General features: G+C 45.6%; 12 protein-coding genes. 7 read left to right on the top strand and 5 right to left on the bottom strand.

All coding sequences use genetic code 11. The features are described from left to right. Window positions 1–104 precede the first annotated feature (104 nt). Window positions 105–1,334: a methionine gamma-lyase family protein gene (locus H6F98_RS10240; protein ID WP_192218562.1), complete on the top strand. Its 1,230-nt coding sequence runs from the start codon at window positions 105–107 to the stop codon at window positions 1,332–1,334. 150 nt (window positions 1,335–1,484) lie between these two features. Then, a complete protein-coding gene (gene uvrA / locus H6F98_RS10235; protein ID WP_192218561.1) occupies window positions 1,485–4,472 on the top strand; it encodes an excinuclease ABC subunit UvrA in 2,988 nt (995 codons plus the stop codon). A 155-nt stretch (window positions 4,473–4,627) separates the two neighbouring features. Here uvrA and H6F98_RS34425 read toward each other — a convergent pair whose 3' ends face one another. Further along, on the bottom strand, window positions 4,628–5,797 hold the full coding sequence (locus tag H6F98_RS34425; RefSeq protein WP_192218560.1) for a helix-hairpin-helix domain-containing protein: 1,170 nt from the start codon (window positions 5,795–5,797) through the stop codon (window positions 4,628–4,630). Window positions 5,798–6,346: 549 nt separating this feature from the next. Between H6F98_RS34425 and H6F98_RS10225 the strand changes: the two genes are divergently transcribed. The 5 genes from H6F98_RS10225 (at window position 6,347) to H6F98_RS10205 (ending at window position 11,544) form a co-directional block, all read left to right on the top strand. Further along, the gene (locus tag H6F98_RS10225; protein ID WP_192218559.1) at window positions 6,347–7,504 is read left to right on the top strand and encodes a glycosyltransferase; all 1,158 of its coding nucleotides are present in this window, start codon (window positions 6,347–6,349) and stop codon (window positions 7,502–7,504) included. Between the two features lie 522 nt (window positions 7,505–8,026). Next, entirely contained in the window at window positions 8,027–8,434 is a 408-nt protein-coding gene (locus tag H6F98_RS10220) for a fasciclin domain-containing protein (protein WP_192218558.1), read from the top strand. A gap of 251 nt (window positions 8,435–8,685) precedes the next feature. Beyond that, window positions 8,686–9,228, top strand: coding sequence for a response regulator (locus H6F98_RS10215; protein WP_192218557.1), 543 nt, complete (start codon window positions 8,686–8,688; stop codon window positions 9,226–9,228). A 61-nt stretch (window positions 9,229–9,289) separates the two neighbouring features. Further along, on the top strand, window positions 9,290–10,249 hold the full coding sequence (locus H6F98_RS10210; RefSeq protein ID WP_192218556.1) for an orange carotenoid protein N-terminal domain-containing protein: 960 nt from the start codon (window positions 9,290–9,292) through the stop codon (window positions 10,247–10,249). A gap of 1,139 nt (window positions 10,250–11,388) precedes the next feature. Further along, window positions 11,389–11,544 (top strand): hypothetical protein, encoded by a 156-nt coding sequence (locus H6F98_RS10205; protein ID WP_192218555.1) that lies wholly within the window; start codon window positions 11,389–11,391, stop codon window positions 11,542–11,544. Between the two features lie 17 nt (window positions 11,545–11,561). On the opposite strand, the gene H6F98_RS10200 is transcribed toward H6F98_RS10205, so the two are convergent. The 4 genes from H6F98_RS10200 to H6F98_RS10185 all read right to left on the bottom strand — a co-directional run bounded on the left by H6F98_RS10200 (window position 11,562) and on the right by H6F98_RS10185 (window position 17,425). Then, window positions 11,562–13,859, bottom strand: coding sequence for an NACHT domain-containing NTPase (locus tag H6F98_RS10200; RefSeq protein ID WP_192218554.1), 2,298 nt, complete (start codon window positions 13,857–13,859; stop codon window positions 11,562–11,564). Between the two features lie 235 nt (window positions 13,860–14,094). After that, the gene (locus tag H6F98_RS10195) at window positions 14,095–14,472 is read right to left on the bottom strand and encodes an inositol monophosphatase family protein (protein ID WP_242058463.1); all 378 of its coding nucleotides are present in this window, start codon (window positions 14,470–14,472) and stop codon (window positions 14,095–14,097) included. Between the two features lie 94 nt (window positions 14,473–14,566). Next, window positions 14,567–16,027, bottom strand: coding sequence for an S-layer homology domain-containing protein (locus H6F98_RS10190; RefSeq protein WP_192218553.1), 1,461 nt, complete (start codon window positions 16,025–16,027; stop codon window positions 14,567–14,569). Window positions 16,028–16,222: 195 nt separating this feature from the next. Then, entirely contained in the window at window positions 16,223–17,425 is a 1,203-nt protein-coding gene (locus H6F98_RS10185) for an FAD-binding oxidoreductase (protein ID WP_192218552.1), read from the bottom strand. Between the last annotated feature and the right edge of the window lie 133 nt (window positions 17,426–17,558).

Raw genomic sequence — 17,558 nt, 5'->3', positions numbered from 1 at the left:
AGATAAAGATCAATGTTTCAAGTCGATCTGCACAAAGTAGTTTGATGTGCAAATTTCAGATTTATGATTGGTTCTAAAAACCCAAATCGACAATCAACGTTTTAATGAACAGTTCAGAACAGCTGCAAGCAGCCATAAAGGCACTATTCCCGATTTTTTACGGAATTGACACGAGAGTCAAGCAAAATCTCAAAAAAGTGCTGGATTCCTTTCGAGAGCATCGTGTGGGTGTTCATCACTTTGCCGGAGTTAGTGGCTATGGTCATGATGATTTGGGTCGCCAAACGTTAGATAAGGTGTTTGCTCAAGTGATGGGGGCAGAAGCTGCCGCCGTGCGGGTGCAGTTTGTGTCAGGAACCCACGCGATCGCTTGTTGCTTATTTGGTGTGTTACGTCCTGGCGATGAAATGCTAGCCGTTGTTGGTGCTCCTTACGATACGTTAGAAGAAGTCATTGGTTTACGTGGTGAAAACCAAGGCTCCCTGATTGAGTTTGGCATTGATTACCGTCAATTACCTCTAACTCCTGAAGGAAAAGTTGATTGGCAAGCCTTGGGGCAAGCGATAAGCGATCGCACTCGTTTGGTACTCATCCAGCGTTCCTGTGGCTATTCGTGGCGAGACAGCCTTTCGATTACTGATATTGAAAAAATTGTCCAGCTAGTTAAACAACAAAATCCCGATACCGTTTGTTTTGTTGATAACTGTTATGGCGAGTTTGTTGAAGATCGAGAACCCCCAGCCGTTGGTGCTGACTTGATTGCTGGTTCCTTGATTAAAAATCCGGGTGGCACAATTGTTACGGCTGGAGGCTACGTTGCGGGTCGTGCTGATTTAGTAGAAGCGGCGGCTTGTCGTTTGACTGCACCAGGAATTGGCAGTGCGGGAGGCGCGACATTTGAGCAGAATCGGTTGCTGTTTCAAGGATTGTTTCTTGCCCCTCAGATGGTGGGAGAAGCGCTTAAAGGTAATCATCTAACTGCTTATGTCTTCCAAGAACTGGGCTATCCAGTCAATCCTCTGCCAATGGCACCGCGTCGCGATGTGATTCAGGCAGTGAAGCTGGGTTCACCAGAGAAGCTGATTGCCCTGTGTCGAGCGATTCAGCAGCACTCACCCATTGGTTCCTATCTCGAACCCGTACCTGCTGAAATGTACGGTTACGAGAGTCAGTTAGTGATGGCAGGTGGCACCTTTATTGATGGCAGCACCTCAGAATTCTCAGCGGATGGCCCACTACGAGAGCCATACATTGCATTTTGTCAAGGGGGAACGCATTGGACGCATATTGCGATCGCACTTGAAGCAGCGATAGAAGCAGTTGGGGAAGCGTGAGGGAGATGAGGGAGTAATTTCTGCCCTACCTTCCCCACTAGCAGGTTGTAATTCCATTAGGCAGCAATCTTAATCTCTATCGCTTGATTCCGCATGGTCTAGAAGCGGCAGCGTTAAGATTGTTAGGGACTATTTCGCTCTCTGCTTCCCATGTCTGACCGTGCTGATATTTCAGGTTTCTTGTCCACTGAATCCCAAGCTGGGCAACTTTCGACTACTAATACCTATCAAAATAGCCAGAACATCATTCGCATTCGGGGAGCAAGGCAGCACAACCTGAAGAATATTGACCTGGAACTGCCGCGCGATCGCTTAATTGTCTTCACGGGTGTCTCCGGTTCCGGTAAGTCGTCCCTCGCCTTTGACACGATCTTTGCTGAAGGGCAGCGCCGCTATGTTGAATCTCTTAGTGCTTATGCGCGGCAATTCTTAGGACAACTGGATAAGCCGGATGTCGATGCGATTGAGGGCTTAAGTCCTGCAATCTCGATTGACCAGAAATCCACCTCTAATAATCCTCGCTCCACAGTTGGTACGGTAACGGAGATTTACGACTATCTACGGCTATTATTTGGACGGGCTGGGGAGCCGCATTGTCCGATTTGCGATCGCAATATTGCCCCGCAAACGATTGACCAAATGTGCGATCGCATTATGGAACTGCCCGACCGCACCCGCTTTCAAATCCTCGCTCCTGTAGTACGGGGTAAAAAAGGCACCCATAAGAAACTGCTATCGAGTCTCGCCTCAGAAGGATTTGTTCGCGTCAGAGTTGATGGCGAGGTTCGAGAACTCAGTGATTCGATTGAATTGGATAAAAATTATACTCACAACATTGAAGTTGTCGTTGACCGACTGATCAAGAAGCCTGGATTACAGGAGCGTTTGACTGATTCTCTCTCCACCTGTCTACGGCGTACCAGTGGAATTGCGGTTGTTGAAGTGTTAAATGATACTTCAGGAGAGTCAGAGGAGCCAGCAAAACACGATAGTAGTCTACCAGAAAATTCTACAAATGGTGAGGATTCTTATCAACAATCCCCGAAAGAATTAGTCTTTTCAGAAAACTTTGCTTGCCCGGAACATGGGGCAGTGATGGAGGAATTATCACCCCGACTGTTTTCTTTTAACTCTCCATACGGTGCTTGTCCTCAGTGTCATGGATTGGGAAGCTTGCGGACTTTCTCACCAGACTTAGTAGTGCCTGACCCAGAAGCACCTGTGTATGCTGCGATCGCACCTTGGTCAGAGAAGGATAATTCCTATTACCTTTCTCTGCTCTACAGCGTGGGGCAAGCCTATGGTTTTGAAATCCAAACTCGTTGGAAGCAGCTTACAACTGAACAGCAACAGATTCTTTTATACGGTTCGGAAAAACCAATTTGGATTGAAGAACGCAATGATTATCGGCATTACGCAGGTGTCATCCGGATTTTGCAACGACAATATGACGACACAAGTTCAGACTTACAAAAACAGAAGCTTGAGCAATATCTGATTGACCAGCCTTGTGAGGTTTGTCAGGGGAAACGCTTAAAACCAGAAGCCCTTGCAGTACGGCTGGGGCAATATCAAATTTTGGATTTAACAGGTGCTTCGATTCAAAAATGTCGGGAACGAATTGACAAATTGCAGTTAAGCGATCGCCAAGCCCAAATTGGCGACCTGGCACTGAAAGAAATTAGAGCAAGGCTACAATTTCTCCTTGATGTCGGCTTAGATTACCTCACCCTCGACCGTGCGGCAATGACGCTTTCTGGAGGGGAGGCGCAGCGAATTCGCCTTGCCACACAGATTGGTTCGGGTCTGACTGGGGTGCTTTATGTATTGGATGAACCGAGTATTGGCTTGCATCAACGAGATAATGGGCGCTTACTACAAACACTGACGAAACTCCGCGATTTGGGTAATACCTTGATTGTGGTAGAACACGATGAAGAAACAATTCGTGCTGCTAACCACATTGTTGATATTGGGCCGGCGGCGGGTATTCACGGAGGAAAGATTGTTGCAGAGGGTGATTTGGAGACGTTGCTATCAGCAGAGGATTCACTAACGGGTGCCTATCTAGCAGGGCGGAAGGTCATTGAAACACCTGCTGAACGCAGAAAAGGAAATGGGCGATCGCTTCTGATCAAAGATGCCTACCGCAATAACCTCAAACACGTTGATGTTGAAATTCCCTTGGGTAAGCTTGTCTCCATTACAGGTGTCTCCGGTTCCGGGAAATCCACATTAGTCAACGAACTCCTATACCCGGCTTTGCAACATCACCTCATTCGTAAGGTGCCGTTTCCTGCTCAGTTGGAGGAAATGAAGGGGTTAAATGCGATTGATAAAGCGATCGTGATTGACCAATCTCCCATTGGTCGCACTCCCCGTTCTAACCCTGCTACTTACACAGGGGTATTTGATGCGATTCGGGAGATATTTACTCAATCGATAGAAGCCAAAGCTAGAGGTTACAAAGCAGGGCAATTTTCTTTCAATGTCAAAGGTGGGCGCTGCGAAGCGTGCAGTGGGCAAGGGGTAAATGTGATTGAGATGAACTTCCTGCCGGATGTTTATGTGCAGTGTGAAGTTTGCAAAGGCGCACGTTACAACCGAGAAACCTTGCAGGTGAAGTATAAGGGACATTCAATTGCTGATGTCCTGAATATGACAGTGGAGGAATCGTTGGAGGTATTCAAAAATATTCCACGGGCATCCACACGATTGCAAACATTAGTTGATGTTGGATTGGGCTACATCCGCTTAGGTCAAACTGCACCTACTTTATCGGGTGGTGAAGCGCAACGGGTAAAGTTAGCATCAGAACTTGCTCGCCGTGCTACAGGTAAGACCCTGTATTTAATTGATGAACCAACTACAGGTTTATCGTTTTACGATGTCCATCATTTGTTGAATGTTTTGCAACGTTTGGTGGATAAAGGCAATTCAATTTTGGTAATTGAACACAATTTAGATGTGATTCGTTGTTGCGATTGGGTCATTGATTTAGGGCCAGAAGGTGGCGATAAAGGGGGCGAGGTAATTGTGGTAGGAACGCCGGAGGAAGTCGCGGAGAATGAGAGGTCTTATACAGGGCAGTATCTTAAGCAGGTGTTAAAGCAACATCCCCCAAAAGTTGTTGCCTAGCACTATCCCAGGAGGCGTTCTAGTGGTTTGTAAACATCATCGTCGTTGCACTTGCTAGCGTTTCTAATGGGGTACTCTTGCCGAGTTAGGGACGACTTTAGCTCATTCTTACCAGGCGGGTTTAACTTTGCCCGTTCCGATTCGGGCAGCTTCAGTCAAGGTAGCGACTCGAAAGAACCTTCAAACATTACCAAGTATTCAATAATGTCCCATGGCGCGTTAGGACAGCTTCTCTGATTCAGATTGACCAATTCCTCAAATGATTGATATCCACCATCAGGTCGGTTATTTACTATCGCCTTAGCCGTCACTTGGTTAATACCAGGAAATTTGTTAAGAATAGTCCTAAAGTTTGCCTTGTTAATGTTGATAGGTTTCCCATACCAGGCTCTAAGGGAACCCTCAAGCTCAGCCCGAATCATACCAAGCTCAAAAAAATGTTGAGTTTTATTACGGATATGTTCTTGTTTAAGCATTTCCGCTTGTAAGAAACGGTTATCAACCTCTTGCTGATGTCGTTCCTCTATTTCTCTCAATGCAATCGGTGCTAGCGGAGTGGTTAAACTCTGTTGGAGAAATCGCTTAACCTGGCGGTAAATCTGACTCTTTTTATCCGCCACCTTGCAAATAGCGATATGATCCAAATCCATTGGAATGGGAATAACCCCCCTAATACCAGGGTCAGCACTGGTTTGATTCACTACTAAAACCCCTTGAGTCGGTCGCGTTTCGCAGTAAACTAGCATCGGAATTTGGCTAAACTCCTCATCATTGCGGTACAAAAGGTTGAGGTCACGCAACTGAGGATGGTGTGCCTCCAACTCCTCAACCGAGACAGTAGTGCGGAGAATCCCACCGATATACTTAATCCAACTTGCCATATCCGAACCCGAATGCGGCGTAGACAGGAAAACAATCCCCTTCGTCTGGGATGCGATCGCCTTCCATCGACCATAGCTTCTGGCATTGCGAAGCATATGCTTAACCAGCAATCCGCCCATACTGTGAGTAATGAAAATCAGGGGGCGATCGCCTATCTCATAACTATCCAGCAGATCTAAAGTATTCGTGGCTCGATCCGTCAAAGGCATGGAATTACCTTTCCATTTAAAGGGTTTCACCTCATACCCCAGTGACCAAATCCCCACATCTGGGAAATCTTCTCCCAACCACGCAGGCCAGAAATTATTATCATCGTGCCTTTCCTGGGGATGCCAAGTACCTCGCGCATTGCCTCCCAAACCGTGGACAAAAATCACATCTCCACGGCGAGAGGGGTTGTCACAACCAGAGATGTCGAATAAATCATCGTTAAAGTTACTCACAGGTTAATCTCCAGTTGCCATGTTGAACTGTGTTGATAAAGAAATAGGAAAAATTTTCTTTAACCTAGCAGATGACGGCTGAAGTTTGGCAAGAGTACCGCCTGCTTGAACTCGCATTCGAGATCAGGATGCTGAAATTAAGCGAGTGGTCAAAAATGCCAAGGATGAGAATAAACGCAGTGAAGTTGTGAAGTACTACTGCAAAAAGATTCTTCTCGATATGCTTGGGCTAAGTCCTATCTGAAGAAACCCCAAAACAAACGTAAATGACTGGTGTTGCCTTGCCTGAAGTCTTGTCTAGTTTTTGCGATCGCCTTGTACCACGGTTCTAAGATTTACCACTCGCCATTGCTTACATCCTGGGATATGCTTTTCTTGACATTGCCTGTGGCAACTACGCCAGCTCCTGTATCTTGATGAAAGCGATCACCTAGTTGTGCAAACTTAAACTTTAGCTTTACTTTAGAATCCGCCTCTCAACTAAATATGTACACAATAACCTTTCCCATTCCTGTGTTCTCAGCTGACGAGAAACATGTGTCGATTCCTATGGGGCTAGCTCGCGATGTTCTCACGCAGCTCAAATATGAGCCAGAACTTCGACTAATCTGCCTGAGGGCTGCTGACATCAATGCTATGGCAGATACTTATGATATTGCCCTGGAAGAGTACCCAGGACTATCGTTTCGGATTCTCCCCTGGAGTGGTGGGTCGCGCAGTTGGCTGCTCCGATATCCAGCAATCAGGGCGGCACTGATTGAGGAAGCTCGCAATGCATCAGTCTGGCATACGACCTGCTCACGCAATCTGTGGGATTTGACGACATTGAGCTATGAGGTCGGACGTCGGTACGCCAAGGGAATGCAAGTATTTTGCTTGGATAGTGACCCCGCAGCCATGCTTGAAAAGAGTGGCGGTTGGTCAGCACTCAAAGCTGGGCTTGTACGCTCACAGTTCAACAGGCGCGTTGCCGAGGCTGATGCCACGATATTTTTGGGTACTGGAGTAGAGCAACGGTATGGGCACTTGGCGCGTCGCTCGATATTGACTAAAGCTGTTTGGCTTCAGGATGGAGACGTTGCGAATGAGGAGGAGGTGAAGCGTAAGTTTCAACAATCCAGTTCCGAGCCTATCCGGATTATCGTGCCTACTCGACTTGAGGCATGGAAAGGTGTAGACGATGCAATCGAAGCTCTCACCGCCCTTGGAGATCAGATACCTCCCTGGAAACTCGATGTCATGGGCGAAGGTTCGCAGAAGGAACATTTGGTCTCCCTCGCACGTAACCATGCTCAACAGATTCGTTTTCTTACTCCCGTTCCCTACGGGCCGCAGTTCTTTGAACAACTGCGGTCTTATCATATAGTTCTAGTTCCGACTAGAGGTTCGGAGGAAGCGAGAATTGTATATGATGCAGCAGCTTCGGGTTGCGTATTAATCCATTCACGCACTGCCACTCTTGAGGCAGCACTGCATCGTCTGGAACCGCGCTGGAGTTTTGAACCCGGTAACCCTAGCAGTTTGTCTAGTACAATCATGTCTGCCTTGGCTGAACGCTCCCGTTGGGTGGAAGCCGGACTGGCAGGAATCGCGTTAATGCAGGGTGAAACTATTGACGAGATGCACCGTCTTCGAGCTGAGTTCTTCGGTTCTATTAAAGATTTACAGCGTGAGATAGTAGCATCTGGAGCGCAATATCCAGGATAGAAATAGGAATCGAGCCTTAGAGCAGTAATCGGTTGGAAAGTGGCAGGTGTGATAGCTAAGGACAACATCCTCGATATCCAGGAAAAACACTCATTGAGTCTATTAGACACTCCAAAAATTAAGATGAAATCCTTGTAGCACTTGGACTGAAACTTAATTTCTGGAGATGTATATTTCTCTAAATTGACCTCAAACCTATCACCATCTATCGTTGGTGATAAATTAAGCACTTATTATAAGCTACTTGATAAACTATTTTTTTGATAAAAAACTAGCCTATAACTGTAGATTTTTAATGAACTTTGATTACCTTATTAAAGGGTAGATCAAATTCTAGAAACAGATAGACTTAGTTTATGCAATGTTTATGTAATTTTAGCTTTATTTATTGTAACGATTTGAATCTTTTCAGTACAAACTATACAACTTATACACTAATCAAACACTTCGTTAAACATGATTTATAACAACAGGATGTCATACTAAAAGTTGTTAACAGATTGCACAAAAGTAGGTGGATAAATGGCTGATATTGTTGATACTGCAGTTAAAGCTGGTTCCTTCAACACCCTGGTTGCTGCAGTCAAGGCGGCTGGTCTGGTAGATACTCTAAAAGGCGCGGGTCCATTTACCGTCTTTGCACCTACTGATGAGGCATTTGCTAAGCTTCCAAACGGCACAGTAGAAGCATTGCTTAATGACATTCCAAAGCTCAAGAAAATCCTGACGTATCACGTCGTCTCAGGCAAGGTGAAGGCGGCTGACTTTAGCTTGACGCAGAAATCAGCAACTACGGTTGAAGGTTCAGAGGTGAAAATTGACGCTTCCAATGACAGTGTTAAGGTGAATGATGCCACAGTCTCAACATCGGATGTTGATGCTGATAACGGTGTCATCCACATCATTGACACAGTATTGATTCCTGAGTAATTAAACCCATAGATAGTATTAGCTATCTATGGGCTAGTAACTCCCTATTCTTACTGCCCCACGTTGTAAGAACTCAGATTTGATACTTTTCTTACTTTTCTTATCGTAGTTAACCAAATAACCCCAGAAATGAAGCAGCACCCTGCCATTGGGTAGGGGAACTTGAAGAAATTAGTCACCTTCTGGTTAACGCCTCTATAGGGTTAGCGTTTTTAGCAGTCGTTACACATGAAATTTTCATAGGAACTGCTATGTATATAAATCATGGATTTCCGAGTAATATTCCATCCCTCCAAGGGCTACGAATGCTCGTTGTAGATAACAATATCGATTCCTGTGATTTGATGACGCTGCTGCTAGAACCCTATGGTGTAGAGGTGCGAGTAGCCTTTTTAGTCCAGCAAGCTCTGGACATATTTGTGCAATGGCAACCGGATGTCCTCGTGAGCGAAATTGCCTTGCCAAAGGAGGATGGCTTTGCCCTGATTCGCCAAGTGAGAACACTCACGGCAGCGCGAGGGAAAGAGACGCTAGCCCTGGCTGTGACAGCCTATGCCGATAAACAGACGCGACAACATGCTCTCTCGGCTGGGTTTGACATGTGGTTCACTAAACCCCTGAATTTTGATGAGTTCCTTGGTGTGCTTGACTGTTTAGCGATTTGCCAACAATCCAGTTATGCGATAGCGAAGCGCTGCTGCGAAGCGCAGATCGCTCAACGCATTTTGGGTAATGTCCTTAAACATGGCGCTCTAAGTCTCGAAAAGCAGTTAGATTCGACATTTCCAAGCTAGCATCACCATTGTTGAAACACTACCAATAAATTAACGTAATTTTGTTCTGGAGATTTTGTTCATGTCATTTACCATCGATTCAGCTCGGTCAATTTTCCCGAACACTCAAGTTGCTGATGTGGTTCCAGCTACGGTTGAATCATTCAATCAACTTAGTGCTGAGGATCAGTTAGCTTTACTGTGGTTTGCCTATACCGAAATGGGAGTTACAATCACTCCCGCTGCTATGTCGGCAGCCAACATGATCTTCGCAGAAAACACCCTAAATCAAATTAAGCAGATGCCTGCTTTGGAGCAAGCGCAAGTGATGTGCGATCTGGTTAATCAGACTGACACTCCCATCTGCCGCACCTATTCGTCTTTCAGCATGAATGTCAAGTTGGGCTTCTGGTATCAGTTAAGCGAGTGGATGAAACAGGGAATTGTTGCTCCCATTCCAGAAGGCTATAAACTGTCTGCGAAGGCATCAGATGTACTCAAAGTCATCCGTCAGCTCGAAGGAGGACAGCAACTGAGCGTGTTACGGGATATTGTGGTCAACATGGGATATGTGCCAACTGGGGGTACTCAAAAAGTTAAAGAACCTGTAGTTCCACCTCAAGATTTTGCATCCCGAACTAAGGTCAAAATTGAGGGCATCGACAACTTGACAGTGTTGAGCTACATGGAGAACATGAACGCCTTTGACTTTCCGGCGGCTGTAGCTTTGTTTGCTGAAGATGGTGCCCTACAACCCCCTTTCGAGAAACCAATTGTAGGTCACGAGAACATCCTCCTGTATATGCGGGAAGAATGCTACGGACTCAAGCTAATGCCACAGCAGGGGGTATCTGAGTCAGCAGAAGGAGAGTTTACTCAGATTAAAGTGACGGGGAAAGTACACACTCCATGGTTTGGTGAGAGTGTTGGCATAAATCTAGCATGGCGGTTCTTGCTCAATCCTCAAGGGAAGATTTTCTTGGCGGCAATTGATGTGCTGGCATCTCCCAAGGAACTGCAGAACTTAGGCTTGGTTCGGTAGATATAGAAAAAGGCAGAGGACAGAAGGTTTATTACGGGTAAGTTGTCGTTTCAGCCGTTAAATCTGTCCTAACCTTTATTGCGACAGCTATAGCTCAAGAGTCGAGTGTTTGAAACGACACATCTAGACCATTGGTAGGAACCAAACATTTCCTGACTGGTTGAGGATTTCAAGAGTGTGTGAAATCCGTAGGGTAGGCATTGTCCACCCTACTTATCTTTATGCCTGTAAGTTAACTACTTTGATACACCAAGAGATGCAGGAATTGATTCCGTTGAACGAGTCTGAGCAGCTAGCCCCGGAACAATGGGTTAAGTAGCGAAGCGTCAAGCCTGATTTGAGGCTTCGCGCTAGTTCACCGAAACCGAGCGAGATTCAGATTGCGATCGCCCAGGTTTCTGTAAAAATCAGGCAAACTTATCTGGCTCTATAACAGGGAAGACAGTTTTCGGTAACTAGCTAATTGCCCATTTTTTAATAAAGGTAATATTTTTTAAAAATGAGTATTATATACCTGAATTTATTGTAGATTTTCCCTCAATATTTTGTATCTATCCTTGTATGAATATACGATTAATTTGTCTAATAATAAGTAGGTATGCACAAATAAACGAAGGTATATCAATAAATATTAAAAGGCTCAAATCCTCTTCCCTTCTGCCTTCCGCTTTCTGTCTTGCCTCAACGACAAATATTAATACCTACCTACTTATCTATTTTATTATTTGAATAATAAGATTGAGTGATGCGTTTACAGATTATTGTGAAAAGTCTAGAAGATTCAGTACAGGATATACAATTTATACGCTGATCAAACGCCAAATTATACATAATTTATAACACCAGAATGTCATGCTAATACTTGTTAAAATAAATGACCAAACTTTGGTGAAATATATGAGAAATAAAGCTTTATTAACGAGTCGCAGTTACCTGGGTATACCGACAATAAGGAGTCAATCGATGATGAATAAGCATCTTTGTCCTTACTGTTCATACGTTTTACTTCGTCATGTGCGTTTTGGAGAACTTTACTGGCGCTGTAGCCACTGCCATCAGGAAATGCATGTTTAGAAAACGAGGCTTAAAAAAGCGGAGGTTGCATCCGCCTCAGAATGTATGCCGTAGGTCGGAGATTTGTGCATTCTTTCACGCCCACAGACGTGACTATTTTGACGAATAGCACTTTTGAAAACTCATTTCAGGAGGATTCCATTTGGTGGACTTCTGATTTCTTGAGTTCTCAAAGTCAAGCGTTGGCAGTAGCAACCGTCACACGCGATCGCGACTCATAAGCAATTAACCCTCAACTCTACTGCCATTCCCTCTCCTCAAGTTCCTTCTGCGGCAACAATAAGGCGGATTCAATCTCTTGCCGCACGACAGCCGTCACTTCACAGTTACTATTGAGGCAATCGATGAGCAACTGGTTAGCATCATAGTAGCGTTGCAACACTTGCTGCTGCTCAGGGCTGAAGTTCCACTGATGCTGAATATTTCGGTGAAGTGCGATCGCTTCCCTCAACCGCTCACTCCAAGCGACATGGTTGGTTTGCCACCATGCCTGAAACCGTTCTCTGTCCCGTTTGGGGTCAGGGAGTTGGTCTTGAAGTTGTTGTAGGGACTGCTGTAACCCCAGATCCAGCACAATAGTTAGGGCATGACTCAGGGCATCGGCACAGGCATAGGCATGGGCAAAATCAGGGCTGGTGTCAATCGCGCTCTCCAACACCAAGTCATTCAGTGCCGCATCCAGAAAAATACCTTGGTCAACAGTACAGGCAAGAGCAACGTGAGGAGCAAGCTGAGGAGTCCGGGCAAGGGCAAAGTAGAAAGCGCGAATTGCTGATGGCTGGGGAGGAACAACTTGGGACTTTTGACTCGCCCAGGTTAAAAACTCTTGGAGATAGGGGTCTTGGGCGACTAGCCCATCAACTTGTTGCTTCATCAACTGTACCAAGGAGTCTGCACTCCGCAGCATGGCAGCCGTCAACAAAAAGATTTCGCGCCAACGGGGTTCAGTGATGTGACTCACCAGACGTTCCAGGGGTTTTTCTAATGCCTGTAAATTATGACTGGCAACGATTTTCCGGGCAGTGAAGTATTCTTGAAAAGCCAAATAAGAGAAGGAGAAAGTTCCCCGCACTCGTTCTATCAATAATCCATGTTGCAACTCTATAGCCTTAAGCACCACTTCACTATCCAGTTGCAATTCCTCTGGCTCAGTGGAAGCATTCGGTAAATTACGGATATAGTCGCCAATGTGTTCCTCCATGGCGCGTTGCTCAAGAAAATAATGCCCCTGCTCAAACGACACGGCTGCAACCTGACTCAGCAGCTTCAGCTTCTGGGGCAATAAAAACCCCCGGTAAACTGCATCCCGCTGAATCCCCCTAGTTTCATCCCATTTGACGAGAAGAAGGTCTAGACATTGCTTATAAAACTCGCTTTTTTTGGTTGGGAATTTTTCCTGGCGACGGAACACCCAGCAGGCGAGATGCAGAAACAAGGGTGTGACGGCGAGTCTACGGAATTGCAAGTTTTCGGGCAAGCCTAATTTCTCAATGAACTCAATGGCTGGATCGACTTCATCCTCGCCATTCGTTTTCGCCAATGTGGCAAACCACTTCTGAGCAAAGGCAGCAATTTGCTCTTGGGTAAACGGGGCAATTTCCACATCCGTAAATCGCTTGAGGGTAAACGTTTGACCTGCTGTTCGACAGGTGGTGACAAATAGATTCTTTTCATAGTTCTCTGATAATCTGCGGATTTCTTTGACCACAGCGTTGCTATCTGATCCGAGAACTTCATCCAGCCCATCGAGTAACAGCAAGACTCTACCCTCACGCAGTAGGGTTTCAATGATGGAGAGGTCTGAAATTCCAGAGGTAAGAAATTCTGCTCGGATGTAGTTTAATAAGCTGCTATGACCTGCTTCTTTTGACTCGTCCGCAAAATCTCTTAAGGTAATAAAAATAGGAACTCGGTTTGCCGCAAATTTGCCTTGGTTGCACTCAATGGCGAGATGTTGCAAAAAGGTGGTTTTACCAGACCCCGGTTTACCCAACACCCTCAGCTTAGAGTAGGTTTCAACAGCCCTCATCCCTGATATTGGTTTCTGGGAAACTTCACCCAAGCCAAAGCGGTCAAATCCTTCTGGAGTAAGGCGTTCTATGTCGGCGATCTCTAACCACTGCTGGCTTGCAATTTCCTCCACAATATTGACATCGATGTAAATGTCCTCTAGCCCAACAGGACGGCTGATATCTAATAGCTGCAAAGTGCCGCACTGGTTTTGAATTTTGTCGTGGCGTTGCGATCGCACCTGTTTGACCAAGGCATCAATATCTAGACCTGCCTGTTCTCCAGGTTCTGAACCCTCTTCTGGCGGATTTTCCGCAATCTCGCGCCAATTCATCCCCAAGACAGAGCAAATCTCTTTAAAGGTATGGTGTTCAATCGGACGACCTGAGAAAAACCTCCAAATCGGCTGACGAGTCTTTACGTTCACTTCTTCTGCCAGGTTTTCTTGAGTCCAACCTTTATGGGAAAAGGCTCGTTTAGCCTGTTGAATTCCGGCTGGTGATGCCTGGAGCGATCGCTTGACCATACAATAAAAAGCTCATAATAAAACTTAAGATTTTATAAGTAATACGAATTATACAGATTTTTATGCTAAGCATCTTCTACTCTGTTTAAATTATACAAAATCCAAGCGGTCTGGGCGTGCGACGCGCCAGTGCCCCGGCGAATTCGTGACAAGTAAACGTGGTTTGCACTCAGCCTTAACTTGCCACCAATGACCGTCTATAAAGTCTTCATTTAAGTAATACCAGTAGCAGCAATCAGATAATCTTTGAAGTTCCGTAACCCAAATCGCAACCCACTATCGCCTTGGCAATATCTTGACAATCACTGACTCGAATTGCTTTACCGTTGCAGGTAGCTCCAAAACCCCGACGCGCTGCAAAGAGTTCGTCGGCTATTGGGTCATAGATGACACCAATCTCAACCTCGCCTTCAATCAGATAGGCAATGGAGATGCCAAAAAAGGGGATGCTGCGAACAAAGTTAGCTGTACCATCGATTGGGTCAATTACCCACAGCTTGCTACTAGCGACACCACCACGCTCCTCTGCTAAAAAATCATCGTCAGGGAAGCTCTTCGCTAAGTTGGTGACGATGAACTCTTCTACTTTGCGATCGCATTTTTGCAAATACAAAGGGCGAGTTATAAGAAAACCCGCCCTTCGCAACTTAGGGATGTACTCTTTTGGAAATCCCTTAATTCAGACAATCACAACACGCGACTCCTTACTATGGACGATTGCCAGGAGTCCGTCCTCCTTCATCATTACTGCCACCACGAGGCCGAGAGTTACCAGGATCGCAGCCTTCTGCACCATTACCAATCCCTTGGTTACAGTTTTGACGCTGGGGTTTGTTGCGATCGTCGCTTCCACCTGCTTCAACGGCTGGGATTGCTGGTGCTGGACTTGCTGCCGGAACTGGAGTTACCTGCGCTGGAGTTGCTGGCGCTGGGCTTACCTGCGGTGGCGCGGAGAATTCTTGAGTCACCACGTAAGGTGAAGAAATAGCTACCATCTGCCCAGTGCTAACCATTGCTTGATAGAGAAAAGCCGCAACTTCTGCCCTGGTTGCGACTGTATTTGCACTGAAAGTTTTGACATTAGGATAATTCACCACAATACCCCGTTCAGTCGCGGCGGCAACAAGAGTGCGGGCATCGGCAGGGATACTAGCGGCATCACTATAAAACCGTAAAACTGATTCAGTAGAGCTACTAACCGAATAATTCAGACCCTTCGTTAAAGCCATCATCACTTGTAAACGAGTCAGGCTTTGGTTGGGGTTAAACTCACTACCAGAAACCATGTCTAAAAAGCCCATTTCATAGGCTTCTCGGATAGCGTTGTAAGCCCAGTAGTTTGTCGAAACGTCTCTAAAATTAACCGCATTACGAACTTTAGTCTTCTCAAATGCCTTGCGAATCATCGCCGCAAACTGAGCACGAGTCACTGGCTCATTTGGACGGAATTGACCATCTGGGAACCCAGTGATAATATCTTGCCTTGCCAGTTCTGCAATAAAGTCTCTTGCCCAAAAGTTTTGCGAGATGTCTGAGAAACTGACTTGAGTGCTGCGGTTTGTTGCAGCTACCTGCTGTTGTGTCCTTGTAGTGACTCCCCCTGTTGTTTGGCTAGTACCAACCGCTTGAGTGCTTTGACTGCTACTACGTTGAGCGCTGCTAGTACCCGTGACTGATTGGCTAGTTTGAGTTGTGCGGGTAGTTACTTCTCGGCGGGTGGTTTGCGCCGTTGTACTACTGCTAATACTTTGAGTTGCTACTGCATCCAGCTTTACGAGAGAACCCGATTCGTCAGTGCGATAAACCCAGCGCTGTTCACCACTAGCAACAACGACTCGCCAACCTGGAATCATAGCTTGAGTACATATCTGATCGGCACTAGCCAAACCCAAGCAGCCATCTGACCAAGTTTGCCGTTCTACCTCAACAACACGCAGTTGTGAAGCTTCCATCCTACCTTGCTGCATGACATTCTTAAAAATGGCATCAGTAATTGCTTCAGGTAGTAACTGGATCTCATCCTCTGCCATTTGGCTAACAGGGAATTGATTCGCTAAAAGGTTATCGGTTTGAGTTGGCAACGTATTAGCTAGCAAAGGAGTAGAGGTTGCCATCCCTGCTACTGTCAAGACAATCCCACTTAAAGATACAAAAAAACTCGAATTCATGAGTCTCACAACAACGCCGAACGGCAATATAGACTCTGAATTTGAGGGCATGTTCCCGTTTAATTGCCTTCTGTATTCAAACTTTCATGAATCTATAACTTAGTCTCTAATTTGCTTCAAGTTCATCAAATATCTACATTTTAGGGCTAGACAGTAAGAGGAAATTAAGCTAATAAAATATAAAGCCAACAGTGATTAGCGTAAACCTTTAGCTTGGCTATAGCTGATAGGCGATTTAACTAAATCATTTTCTTGAAAGCGACCAAATCGGAAAAGTTTAAGTTGGTTGACTAAATCATTAGTTTCCTCTAAGACATACTGGCTCATTAACTCGCCAATAATTGGACTCAGCTTGTAACCATGACCACTGAATCCAACAGCACAATACAGTCCTGGTAAATGCTCTAATTTGTCAATTATGGGTTGATAATCTGGCGTAATACCCCAAATTCCGCTATAGATTTCTAAAACTTTCCCTTGTTCAAGAATCGGGAAGCGGTGAAGCAACTTTTTATGCAATTCTTCAGTGATATTCTCAAAAAGCTGTCCTTTGAAATCATCCGCATCTTTGAGACTGAACTGAGGATGGTATTTGGGGTCAGAGTTGCCGATGCGAGTTAGTGGTTGATCAGCATCCGATCGCATATAACAAAGATTGACCAAATCTGAAACTACGGGATGGATTTGAGTAAATTCAGAAGGTCGTTCTACTACGACAACATGTTCGACAACTGGAGTTACAGGAAACTCTAACCCTAATTGTTCAGTAAATTTTCTTGCCCAAGGACCAACACAGTCAATTACCGTCCGGGTTGCAATCTTACCTGTCGGTGTAACAACGCCTTCAATCCCTTCGGAATCTACCATGATGTCTAAAACAGGAGTTTGGGTGCGAACCTCTACACCCAAGTCTGCTGCACGTTTAGCGAAAGCGCGTGTAGTTTGTGGAGGACTGCCATAGCCGGAGTCAGGTTCATAAGCGGCAGCGGCTACATCAGTGAGATTCAGGTGAGGTACTTTCTCTTGAACGTGTTGAAGTCCTACCAAATCAACATTAATGTTCATCGACTGATGCCGTTGCACCACCTGATGAAGTGTTTCTACATCAGCTTCCCCTACTAGGATGTAGTAACCGCAGGGATGAAACCCAGCATCATAGCCACCATATCGCTCTGGAAACTGATGATATCGCTGCAACGATTGGTGAGCTAATTCAGCAAGAATCGGGTGGGTGTAGTGAGTGCGGATAATTCCAATTCCTTTACCAGACGCACCATTTGCCAGCTCTTTTTTCTCAAGTAACAGGATTTTTCCTGCCTTCCTTTCTGCCAGATGCAAGGCAATCGACGCTCCAATGCAACCCCCACCTACGACGACTATGTCTGCTGTCTCCACCATGCACCATCCCAAATTTCTTTACGTCAGCTTTTGTTGCGGACTTATTATAACAAGCTCAGCTACTTTGCTAATGAATGGTTTGATACCACGCTTGCCTAATTTTTGAGAGTGGTGAATTCGATATCTATTGAGA

This window comes from Microcoleus sp. FACHB-SPT15 (genome assembly GCF_014849525.1).
GTDB classification, from domain to species: Bacteria; Cyanobacteriota; Cyanobacteriia; order Cyanobacteriales; family Coleofasciculaceae; genus Symplocastrum; species Symplocastrum torsivum.
This window is presented reverse-complemented; position numbering and strand designations above follow the sequence as displayed.

Bases quoted from the DNA above. Each gene is read 5' to 3' on its own strand.
- H6F98_RS10240 (WP_192218562.1), top strand. From the start codon at position 105: ATGAACAGTTCAGAACAGCTGCAAGCAGCCATAAAGGCACTATTCCCG.
- uvrA (WP_192218561.1), top strand. From the start codon at position 1,485: ATGTCTGACCGTGCTGATATTTCAGGTTTCTTGTCCACTGAATCCCAA.
- H6F98_RS10225 (WP_192218559.1), top strand. From the start codon at position 6,347: ATGGGGCTAGCTCGCGATGTTCTCACGCAGCTCAAATATGAGCCAGAA.
- H6F98_RS10220 (WP_192218558.1), top strand. From the start codon at position 8,027: ATGGCTGATATTGTTGATACTGCAGTTAAAGCTGGTTCCTTCAACACC.
- H6F98_RS10215 (WP_192218557.1), top strand. From the start codon at position 8,686: ATGTATATAAATCATGGATTTCCGAGTAATATTCCATCCCTCCAAGGG.
- H6F98_RS10210 (WP_192218556.1), top strand. From the start codon at position 9,290: ATGTCATTTACCATCGATTCAGCTCGGTCAATTTTCCCGAACACTCAA.
- H6F98_RS10200 (WP_192218554.1), bottom strand. From the start codon at position 13,859: ATGGTCAAGCGATCGCTCCAGGCATCACCAGCCGGAATTCAACAGGCT.
- H6F98_RS10190 (WP_192218553.1), bottom strand. From the start codon at position 16,027: ATGAATTCGAGTTTTTTTGTATCTTTAAGTGGGATTGTCTTGACAGTA.
- H6F98_RS10185 (WP_192218552.1), bottom strand. From the start codon at position 17,425: ATGGTGGAGACAGCAGACATAGTCGTCGTAGGTGGGGGTTGCATTGGA.